Below are 10,652 nucleotides of genomic sequence, written 5' to 3' on the forward strand. Positions count from 1 at the left end.
TTCCTGATCCTGATGAACCTGACCGCGGTCATTCTCCGCCGCCGCTTCGAGCGGCGCTGGTAGAATGACCCTTGATGCGAAAAGAACAATGAGCGGAAACATGAACGAACAAACCTACAAGATGGTCGGCAAGGATGTTTCCGTCTATTACGGGCAGAAGCGGGCGCTGTTCGACGTCAACCTGAACATTCGCCAGAATGCCGTCACCGCGCTGATCGGCCCGTCGGGCTGCGGCAAGTCGACCTTTCTGCGCACGCTCAACCGAATGAACGACACGATCGACAATTGCCGGGTTACCGGCACGATCACGCTCGACGGCGAGGATATCTATACCTCCGGCATCGATGTGGTGGAGCTGCGCGCCCGCGTCGGCATGGTTTTCCAGAACCCGAACCCGTTTCCGAAGTCGATCTACGAGAACGTCGCCTACGGCCCGCGCATCCATGGCCTTGCCCGCCACCGTTCGGATTTCGACCGGATCGTGGAGACCAGCCTGCAGAAGGCGGGCCTGTTCAACGAGGTCAAGGACCGTCTGCAGGAACCCGGCACCAGCCTTTCCGGCGGCCAGCAGCAGCGGCTCTGCATCGCCCGCGCGATCGCCGTCAGCCCGGAAGTGATCCTGATGGACGAGCCGTGCTCGGCGCTCGACCCGATCGCGACCGCGCGGGTGGAGGAACTGATCAGCGAGTTGAAGCAGAACTACACCATCGTGATGGTGACCCATTCGATGCAGCAGGCGGCCCGCGTTTCCGAACGCACGGCGATGTTCCATCTCGGCTACATGGTCGAGGAGGACGACACCGACACGATTTTCACCAATCCCGCGGACCAGCGCACCCAGGACTACATCATGGGCCGGTTCGGTTAAGGAGACGCACAGATGGCACACTCGCATATCATATCGGCCTTCGACGAGGAGCTGAAATATCTCCAGCGCCGGATTTCCGAAATGGGCGGCATGGCGGAAGAGATGGTCTCGCAATCCGTCGTGGCGCTGGTCAACACCGATACCGAACTCGCCGAAAAGGTGATCGCCGAGGATCTGGCGCTGGACGAGGCCGAGCGCGAGGTCGGCGAAAAGGCGATCGTCACCATCGCGCGGCGCCAGCCGGTGGCGGCGGACCTGCGCGAGATCATGGGCGCGATCCGCATCGCCGCCGACCTCGAGCGCGTTGGCGACATGGCCAAGAACACCGCCAAGCGGGTGATCTCGGTGCAGGGCACCGGGGTTCCGCGCAAGCTCGCCCACGGCATCGAGCACCTGTCGGAACTGGCGCTGCTGCAGCTCAAGGAAGTGCTCGACGCCTACACCTCGCGCCAGGCCGACAAGGCCAATTCGATCCGCGAGCGCGACGAGGAGATCGACGCGATCTACACCTCGCTGTTCCGCGAGCTTCTGACCTACATGATGGAAGATCCGCGCAACATTACCACCTGCACGCATCTTCTGTTCTGCGCCAAGAACATCGAGCGCATCGGCGATCACGCCACCAATATTGCGGAAATGATCTACTACATCGCCACCGGCTCCCAGCCGCAGGGAGAACGCCCGAAGGACGACATGTCGCCCTCGGTCGGCTCCGGCGAGAGCAAGTCCTGAAACCATTTGACAGAGGCACGAGATGGTTCCGAAGATTGCAGTTGTCGAAGATGAAGAAGCGCTGAGCGTCCTGCTGCGCTACAACCTTGAATCGGAAGGCTACGAGGTCGAGACGATCGCGCGCGGCGACGAGGCCGAACTCAGGCTGCAGGAGCGGGTGCCGGACCTCCTGCTGCTCGACTGGATGTTGCCGGGCGTTTCCGGCATCGAGCTTTGCCGCAGGCTGCGGATGCGGCCGGAGACCGAACGCCTGCCGATCATCATGCTGACGGCGCGTGGCGAGGAAAGCGAGCGGGTGCGCGGTCTTGCGATCGGCGCCGACGATTATGTCGTCAAGCCGTTCTCGACGCCGGAACTGATGGCCCGCGTCAGGGCGATCCTGCGGCGGGCGCGGCCGGAAGTGCTTTCCAGCGTGCTCAAATGCGGCGATATCGAGCTTGACCGCGAGACCCACCGCGTTCACCGCAAGGCCAAGGAAGTCCGCCTCGGCCCGACCGAGTTCCGGCTGCTCGAATTCCTGATGACCTCGCCCGGAAGGGTGTTCTCCCGCTCCCAGCTTCTCGACGGTGTGTGGGGCCATGACATCTATGTCGACGAACGTACCGTCGACGTCCATGTCGGACGGCTGCGCAAGGCCCTCAACTTCTCGCAAATGCCCGACGTGATCCGCACCGTGCGTGGTGCCGGCTATTCGATGGAGGTGTAAGGGGCCGCATAGCACCGCCAATCTCCACCCTTGAGGGCGGAGATTGTGCGCCGGAGCGTCCATTGTACCGAAGTCCGGGCGATCCCGTGTTTTCGGCGACCGGGATCAGCGGACTTCGAAACCGCGGTAATTGTCGTCGCGGATGGCGTTCATTTCGGTCATGTAATTGCCCATGCCGCCCATGTACCACATCGATGTGCGGGGCTTGCCGGGAATGTTGGCGCCGTTGATCCAGCTGTCCGTCACTTCGAACAGCGTGCCGGCCATGCCTTCCTGGCACACCCGCACCCAGTCGTCCTGGGCCTCTCTCGTGGTCTCGATGATGCCGTTGCCTTGTTCGGCCTTCTCGATCAGGTCGCACAGGAAGTCGACCTGCCATTCATGCACCAGCGGCTGGCTGGTGAACGGGCTGAAGGGTCCGAATACCATCAGAAGGTTCGGGAAATCGGCGATCGTCATGCCGGCATAGGCGCGCGGACCGTTCTTCCAGGCATCCTTCAGCCGCACGCCGTTGCGCCCGATCGTGTCGATCTTCAGATAGTTGCCGGTCATTGCGTCGAAGCCGGTGGCCATGATCACCACGTCGAGCTCCAGTTCCTTGCCGCCGACGATCAGCCCGTTTTCGGTGTAGCGCTCGATCGGCTCCGCCTTGACGTCGTGGAGGGTGACATTGTCGCGATTATAGGTCTCGTAATAATTATCGGCGGCCAGCGGACGCTTGGCATAGTAGTCGCGTGGGGTCAGTTTGCGGGCGACTTCGGGGTCGGTGACGATGGCGTCGATCTTCGACTTGATGAAGTCTGTCGCCGTCTTGTTGGCCTCGGCGGTCACCGGAATATCGGAGAAGGTTTCGAGCAGGAAGCTGAAGCCATTGCCTTTTTTCCAGGCCTTTTCGTAGACGCGTTTGCGCTCTTCATTGTCGACCTCAAGCGCGGAAACGGTGCTTTCGTCAAAGCCGAAAACCGCCGCCGTGCTCAGCGCCCAGTCGCGGAAGCCGTGCGGATCGGCCTTGATCTTCTCGCGCGTCTCGGCCGGGAAGGGGCCGATGCCGAGCGGCACCACCCATTGCGCGGTGCGCTGCAGCACATGCAGATGGCCGACCTTGTCGGCGAGCGCGGTGATGATCTGGATGCCGGTCGAGCCGGTTCCGACCACGCCGACGCGCTTGCCCTCAAGGTCGGGCGCGGTGTCCGGCCATTTCGAGGCGAGTAGCACCTCGCCCTTGAACTTGTCCTGGTCGGGAAACTGCGGGGCATAGGAGGAGGAGAGAAGCCCCACGGCCTCGATCACATATTTTGCCTTCACGGTATCGCCGCCCGTGGTGGTCAGGAGCCAGCGGCCCTCGTCCTCTTTCCATTCGGCGCTGGCGATGCGGGTGTTGAAATGGATCGAGCGCTTCAGGGCGTGCTTGTCGGCGACCGCGTTCAGATAGTTCAGTACTTCAGGCTGCTTGGCATAGCGCTCCGACCATTCCCAGTTCTGGAACATGTCGAGGTCGAAGGAATAGGTGTAGACGGTCGATTCGGTATCGACCCGGCAGCCCGGATAGCGGTTCCAGTACCATGTGCCGCCGACGCCGCCGGCATCGTCGAAGGCTTCGGCCTTCATGCCGAGCACGTTGCGCGTCTTGTGCAGCGCGTAGAGCCCGCCGACGCCCGCGCCGATGATGGCGACATCGAGCTCAAGCTGTTTGTGCGATACCGCGTTCATTGTGAAACCTCCCATTCTCGTCAAATCTTGCGGCGGCAAGGCGCACGCCGGCCTTTATCTTTAAGCGGGTCGCGGAGCCGGCGCTTGGTCTTGTGCCTGTTTCTGCCGGCGGCAAAAAATGCGCCGCAGACCTCGCTTTCACACACTCATATGGTATTACGGTATTATCGTCAATGACGCAAAATGCCCTTGTCATGATCATAATCCTATAATACCGTAATACGAACATATTAAAAGGCAGCCACCAGCGCCGCTTCACCAAGGATGGTATGACATGAACACGCAAAGTCCGCTCTCCACGGATCACGAGGCCTTGATGCCTGATCGCAGGCTCTATATCGGCGGCCAATGGGTGGAAGGGCCGTCAGAGTTTCAGGTGATGAACCCGGCAAACGGACGGCCGGTCGCTACTGTGTCGCATGCGAGTTCGGCCGAGGCGCTTGCCGCCCTTGATGCCGCGGCCGCGGCCCAGCCCGGCTGGGCAAAGCTTGCGCCGCGCGCCCGCGCCAACCTCATGCACAAGGCCTACCGTCTGATGATGGAGCGCGAGGAAGCGTTCACCAAGATCATGACGCTCGAAAGCGGCAAGCCGCTGACGGAATCGCGGGCGGAATTCCTGCTGTCCGCCGATTTCCTGTTGTGGTTCGCGGAGCAGAGCGCCCATATCCACGGTTCCTATTCCGACAGTTCCAGCGGTGATTTCCGGGTCGTGGTCAAGCATCAGCCGATCGGGCCCTGTCTGCTGATCACACCCTGGAATTTTCCGCTGCTGATGATCGTGCGCAAGGCGGGCGCGGCCCTTGCCGCCGGCTGCACCACGATCACCAAGACTGCCCAGGAAACGCCGCTCACGGGCGCGCTGTTTGTGGAAGTGCTGCATGATGCGGGCTTTCCGGCAGGCGTCGTCAACCTGCTGCACACCACCAAGTCCTCCGGCGTCTCCGAGCCGCTTTTGAAGGACAAGCGCCTGCGCAAGGTCTCCTTTACCGGCTCCACCGGGGTTGGCGGCCTGCTGATGGAGCAGGGCGCGCGCAACATTCTCAACGCATCGATGGAGCTTGGCGGCGACGGGCCGTTCATCGTGCTCGATGATGCCGATATCGATCTCGCGGCCGAGCAGGCGATCATCTGCAAGTTCCGCAATGCCGGCCAGGCCTGCGTTGCCGCCAACCGGATCATCGTCGACAGAAGGGTGGAGGCCGCGTTCACCGAAAAATTCGTGGCCAAGGTCAAGGCGCTGAAGGTCGGCGACGGCATGGGCGCGGTCGATGTCGGGCCGATGATTTCGGCCAAGCAGCGCGATCGGCTGGGCGAGACCCTGAAGCAGCTCACCGATGCCGGCGGCCAGCTGCTTGCCGGCGGCAAGCCGGTGGCGGGCGAGGGCTATTTCTTCGAGCCGACGGTGGTGCGGTTTGAGGGCCGCAACGAAGTGATGTGCTCGAACGAACTGTTCGCGCCGATTGCGGCGATCTTTTCGGTCGATGGTCCGGAGGCGGCGCTCGCCTTTGCCAATGAAAGCGATTTCGGTCTGGCCTCCTATGTGTTTACAAGGGACCTGTCGCGCGCGCTGACCTTTGGCGAACGGCTGGAGTTCGGTATGGTCGGCATCAATCGCGGCATCATGGCCGATCCCAAGGCCCCGTTCGGCGGCACCAAGGCTTCGGGCATCGGGCGTGAGGCCGGGCAGGAGGGGATCTATGAATTCATGGAGCAGAAATACATGGCGGTCACGGTCAACGAGGCGCTGAGCTGATGACGATGGAGAATACGCTGGGGCTCGGCCTCGTGCGCCAGCCGAAAACGGTGCTGTTCGGCCCTGGCCAACGCCGCCAGCTTGGCCGTTATGCACGCGGCTTCGGAACCCGCGCGCTGGTGGTCACCGACGCCCGCATGGCGACGACCCCGGAATTTGCGGCGCTTGCCGAGGACCTGCGCGAATGTGGTCTTGCGGTTTCGGTCTATGATCAGGCCGAGCCGGACCTGCCGCGCCGCAACGTCATGGAGGTCGCCGGGATGGCGAGCGCTGTCGATGTCATCATCGGCGTCGGCGGCGGGTCCTGCATGGATCTCGCCAAGGCAGCCTCGGCCGTGCTCGCCCATGGCGGCGACGTGCGCGATTATTTCGGCGAGTTCGCGGTGCCGGGCCCCTGCATTCCGGTGATCACCATCCCGACCACCGGCGGAACCGGCGCGGAGGTCACCAGCCTCGCGATCGTTTTCGATGAGGAGACCGGCATGAAGATGGCGGTCGCCGATGCCCATATCGAGCCGGCGATCGCGATCATCGATCCGGAGCTGACGCTTACCTGCCCGCCCGGCCTGACGGCGGCGACCGCCGCCGACGCGCTGTCGCATCTGGTCGAGGCCTATACCGCCAAGCCGAAGAACCCGAGCCCTGAACAGATCGAAACCCAGATCTATGTCGGCAAGAACCGCATCACCGACATGTTCTGCGAGAAGGGGCTCAGGCTGATGAACCGCTCGCTTGGGCGCGTGGTCGAGAACCCCGCCGATCTCGCCGCGCGGTCGGATGTGATGTTCGCCGCCTACTGCGCCGGTATGGCGATCAATACGACGGGCACGGCGGCGGCCCATGCGATCCAGAGCCCGATGGCGGCGATCGGCCACACCCCCCACGGTTTCGGCGTCGGCGCGCTGCTGCCCTATGTCATGCGGCTGAACCTGCCTTATGCAACGGCGGAATTCGCGGAGATGGCCCATTGCCTCGATGTCGCCGACAGCGCCGCCTCGCCGGAGGAGAACGGTCGGGCCGCGATCGAAAGGATCGAGGCGCTGCTGGAACAGACCGGCACGCCGCTGGAACTGAAATCGCTCGGGATCGAGGAACGCCATTTCGACCAGATCGCCCGCTCGGCGGTCAAGGCGACCCGGCTGGTGCTCAACAATCCGGCGCCGCTGACCGAGGATGCGGTCCGCAAGGTGCTGGCCCGCGGCCTTGCCGGCGACCGGAGCTGGTGGGCGTAGGCCGGTTCCGCCAATATGCGGATTGGACGCCTTGGCGGGGGCGACCCCGCCGCTTCTTGCCAAGCCCACAGCAACCTCTTGTTTTCCATCAGCAATCGCTCAAAAAATGCCTTTCGCACACGTCACAATTTGGGCGTGAAGGGCGAGCCATTGTCGCCGCGCTGTCAATGTGCAGAAAGGAAAACGTTCATGAGAATGCGTTCACTTGTATACGCGGGGCTGGCGGCCTCGGTGGTTGGCGTGCTTTCGCTTCAGACCACGGCTTCGGCGGCGGAAATCCTCGATACCGGCGCCACCTGGAACGCGGCCTGCAATGCCGCCATGACCTGCCGGCTGACGACCAGCGACCTGCCGGCCAATGATGGCGGCCTGGCGATCCCCTCCTTCGTGCGGACCAGCGGTGCGAACTCGCCGGTCATGATGGTGCTGCCGACGATCGACGGCTGGGACACGCTCCCGAGCGATGGCAAGTTCACCATCTCGGTGGACGGCGAGGAGGTCGCCGCGATCAAGGTCAACCAGCTCAGGCAGGATGATGCCGAGGGCGGTTATGTGACCACCGATCCGAAGATCGTCCAGCCGGTGCTGGCGGCGGCAAGGGTCGGCGAGGACGCGATCATGGTGACCTATGACGGCCCCGAAAGCCAGGAAGTGGCGACGGCCGACCTCACCGGCTTCCGCGAAAGCCTCGACTGGCTCGCCCAGCAACAGCATCACCCGGCCTGAAGCCGCTTGTTTCACGTGAAAAACCACCCTACATCGCGCAGGAAGCCTTGCGCGGTGTAGCCAAGGCCGGTCCTTGCCTGCATGCTGGAGCCGACCATGCTGATAGATGCCGCCCGCCGGGCGCTTTACGATCTGATCGACCCGAAGATGCGCGCCATCCTGTGGAAGGTGCTCGGCCTTTCGCTGCTCTGCCTGATCGGATTATGGGTTGCGATCCGCAGCCTGTTCATGTGGCTTGCCGTTCCCTGGCTTCAGAACCTGTTTCCGACCATGCCGGAATGGACCGGCTGGATCACCTTCGTCCTTTTGATCTTCGCCGCGGTCGGGCTGGCGCTTGGCCTTGCGTTGTTGATGGCGCCGGTCTCCGCGCTGGTGGCCGGCATCTTTCTTGACGAGGCGGCCGAGCATATCGAGCGCAATCATTATCCCGATGATCCGCCGGGCGAGGCGCTGCCGGTCTTCGCCGCCATGAAGGAGGCGCTGGCCTTTCTCGGCGTCGTCATCCTTGGCAATATCTTCGCGCTATTGCTGCTGCTGGTGCCGGGCGTCAACCTGATCGCGTTTTTCGTCGTCAACGGCTATCTGCTTGGACGCGAGTTCTTCGAATTCGCAGCAATGCGGTTCATGAGCCCGCCCGAGGCCCGGGCGTTCCGGCGCAAGCGCGGATTGACGGTGTTCCTCGCGGGCCTGATCGTCGCCGGCTTCGTGGCGATCCCGATCGTCAATCTCGCGACCCCGCTGTTCGCCACCGCCTTCATGATGCATCTGTTCAAGCGCATGGATCTGGTAAAAGCCGTGGTTCGTGCGGAAAATTGATTTCTTATCGCAACAAACAACGAAGATTTCGCGCTTGAATCGAAGCCTGCGAGCCGCTATGACATTTTCATACCACGAAAACGCAGGAGCGCGCGATGAGCCGTATCGTTTATCTCAACGGAGAATGGCTGCCCGAGGAAGAGGCCAAGGTCTCGATCTTCGATCGCGGCTATGTCTTTGCCGACGCGATTTACGAGGTCACCTGCGTTCTGGACGGCAAGTTGCTCGATTATGACGGCCATGCCGCGCGGCTGAAGCGCTCGACCAAGGCCATCGGCATCGCCATGCCGACCGATGATGATACCCTGCTTGCGCTTCATCGCGAGATCGCGAAGCGCAATGACATGACCGAGGGGCTGATCTACCTGCAGGTCTCGCGCGGCAATCCCGGCGACCGCGACTTCATGTTCGAAAAGGACATGACCCCGACCTTCTCGATGTTCACCCAGAAGAAGAATGTGCTGGGCGCGGCCACTGGCAAGAACGGCATTACCGTGGTGACGGTCGAGGACCTGCGCTGGGGCCGTTGCGACATCAAGACCGTGCAGCTTCTCTATCCGAGCCTTGCCAAGATGGAGGCCCATGAAAAGGGCGCGGACGATGCCTGGATGGTCAAGGACGGGTTCATCACCGAGCAGACCTCGGCAACCGCCTATATTGTGACTGAGGACGGCGTGGTCGTGACCCGCCCGCTGTCGCGCGAGATCCTGCCCGGCATCACCCGCGCCACCGCGCTCGAGATTGCCGCCCGCAACGGCTTCAAGGTCGAGGAACGCGCCTTCACGGTGGAAGAGGCCAAGACCGCCAAGGAAGCCTTCTACACCTCTGCCAGCAATTTCGTGACGCCGGTCACTGCGATCGATGGCCACAAGATCGGCGACGGCAAGCCCGGCGAGATCAGCCTGAAACTGCGCGACCTCTACATCGCCGATCGGCGGGCGAACGCGATTTGAAGCCCTCTCACTTATTGAATCTGCGCATCGTGCGCTAAAGCGTATGATTGTCGCAGCAGCATCGCGATCAGGCTCAAGCCTCCCCGGTCTCGCTATCGGCGGATTCTCCTGACGCGGTTTTCCAGTTCATGACGAGCGCGCGGAGCCGTCCTCTTTTTTGCTGGGCTCCATTTTGGGGCTCTGGAAATTCCTTCAATTTGGGCGGTTCCACCGGGCCGCCCTTTTCGTGTTTCCGCGCGACCGCCTTCCCGTCATCCGGCGCCGAGATCATTCCGACAGGCGAAACGCATCCGGATTGAAATATCTCCAAAACGCAAGTCATCTTAACGTCGGGTTGGGACGGCGGATGGGCAGCGATTGCGCCTGCATGCCGGGAAGTCAGCGAAAATGACGAGGAGGAAGACCAATGAACATGATTGCGCGCATGGCGCTCGGCGCACTCTGCCTGGTGGCTGGCGGTGCTGTCGCCGCCGATGACACCGTGACCCTGCCGAAGACGCTGGTCTGGACCAGCTTCGACACCGGCAGTCTTGGCTATAACCAGTCGATCGCGGTCGGCAAGGCGCTGGAAGATGCCTATGGCATTTCGCTGCGCGTACTGCCGGCCTCCACCGACCTTTCGCGGATCGCGCCGGCGCGCGAGGGCCGGGTGCCCTTCGCGCTGGCCGGCAGCGATGCCTTCTATGCCTTCGAGGGTGTGTTGAGCTATGCCACGCCCGACCTCGGGCCGCAGAAGCTGACGGCCGTCGATCTCGCGGGCGCCGACAATGGCGTGGCCATGGGCGTTGCCGAAAATGGCGACATCAATTCGATCCAGGACCTGAAGGGCAAGAAGATCGGCTGGGTGGTGAGCTCGCCCTCGCTGCAGTCCAATGTCCGGGCGTTTCTCGCCTTTGGCGGCCTCACCGTCGATGATGTCGAACTGGTCGATCAGCCGAGCTATGGCGGCGCCTGGCAGGCATTCACCAGCGGCCAGATCGACGCGATGACGGCGGTGACCTCCGGCAGCGGCGTGCTGGAACAGGCGGCGGCCTCGCCGCAGGGCCTGAAATGGCTGGCGATGCCGTTTTCCGACACCGCGGGCTGGGAGCGGCTGCAGGCCGTCAACCCGCACTTCACCCAGCGCAAGGCGACCGTCGGCGTTCATATCGACGAG

10 protein-coding genes are annotated in these 10,652 nt (G+C 62.7%); 9 read left to right on the forward strand and 1 reads right to left on the reverse strand.

All coding sequences use genetic code 11. From position 1 onward, the window contains the following. Nucleotides 1–64 precede the first annotated feature (64 nt). From pstB to phoB, 3 genes are read left to right on the forward strand one after another with little or no spacing between them, the layout of a single operon-like run. Nucleotides 65–868, forward strand: coding sequence for a phosphate ABC transporter ATP-binding protein PstB (gene pstB / locus B4E36_RS19570; RefSeq protein ID WP_026173565.1), 804 nt, complete (start codon nt 65–67; stop codon nt 866–868). A gap of 12 nt (nt 869–880) precedes the next feature. Continuing rightward, nucleotides 881–1,600 carry a phosphate signaling complex protein PhoU gene (phoU, locus tag B4E36_RS19575; protein WP_018065335.1) on the forward strand — a complete coding sequence of 240 codons (720 nt, stop codon included), beginning with the start codon at nt 881–883 and terminating at the stop codon, nt 1,598–1,600. 22 nt (nt 1,601–1,622) lie between these two features. Continuing rightward, the gene (phoB, locus tag B4E36_RS19580; RefSeq protein ID WP_018065334.1) at nt 1,623–2,306 is read left to right on the forward strand and encodes a phosphate regulon transcriptional regulator PhoB; all 684 of its coding nucleotides are present in this window, start codon (nt 1,623–1,625) and stop codon (nt 2,304–2,306) included. 105 nt (nt 2,307–2,411) lie between these two features. Here the strand turns inward: phoB and B4E36_RS19585 are convergent, their stop codons facing one another. Continuing rightward, nucleotides 2,412–4,016, reverse strand: coding sequence for an NAD(P)/FAD-dependent oxidoreductase (locus B4E36_RS19585; protein ID WP_345900722.1), 1,605 nt, complete (start codon nt 4,014–4,016; stop codon nt 2,412–2,414). A gap of 274 nt (nt 4,017–4,290) precedes the next feature. On the opposite strand from B4E36_RS19585, the gene B4E36_RS19590 reads away from it, so the two are divergent. From B4E36_RS19590 to B4E36_RS19615, 6 genes are all read left to right on the forward strand, one after another. After that, nucleotides 4,291–5,769: an NAD-dependent succinate-semialdehyde dehydrogenase gene (locus B4E36_RS19590; RefSeq protein WP_292058138.1), complete on the forward strand. Its 1,479-nt coding sequence runs from the start codon at nt 4,291–4,293 to the stop codon at nt 5,767–5,769. Continuing rightward, entirely contained in the window at nt 5,769–7,001 is a 1,233-nt protein-coding gene (locus B4E36_RS19595) for an iron-containing alcohol dehydrogenase (protein ID WP_345900723.1), read from the forward strand. The genes B4E36_RS19590 and B4E36_RS19595 overlap by 1 nt, the downstream gene beginning before the upstream one ends. A 195-nt stretch (nt 7,002–7,196) precedes the next feature. After that, nucleotides 7,197–7,727 carry a hypothetical protein gene (locus tag B4E36_RS19600; RefSeq protein ID WP_292058134.1) on the forward strand — a complete coding sequence of 177 codons (531 nt, stop codon included), beginning with the start codon at nt 7,197–7,199 and terminating at the stop codon, nt 7,725–7,727. 96 nt (nt 7,728–7,823) lie between these two features. After that, on the forward strand, nt 7,824–8,543 hold the full coding sequence (locus B4E36_RS19605) for a sulfate transporter family protein (protein ID WP_292058132.1): 720 nt from the start codon (nt 7,824–7,826) through the stop codon (nt 8,541–8,543). A gap of 95 nt (nt 8,544–8,638) precedes the next feature. Then, entirely contained in the window at nt 8,639–9,496 is an 858-nt protein-coding gene (locus B4E36_RS19610) for a D-amino-acid transaminase (protein ID WP_292058130.1), read from the forward strand. Between the two features lie 406 nt (nt 9,497–9,902). Beyond that, on the forward strand, nt 9,903–10,652 hold a 750-nt coding region (locus B4E36_RS19615), incomplete at its 3' end, for a TAXI family TRAP transporter solute-binding subunit (protein ID WP_345900724.1).

Source organism: Martelella sp. UBA3392 (assembly GCF_002358775.1).
GTDB lineage: Bacteria > Pseudomonadota > Alphaproteobacteria > Rhizobiales > Rhizobiaceae > Martelella > Martelella mediterranea.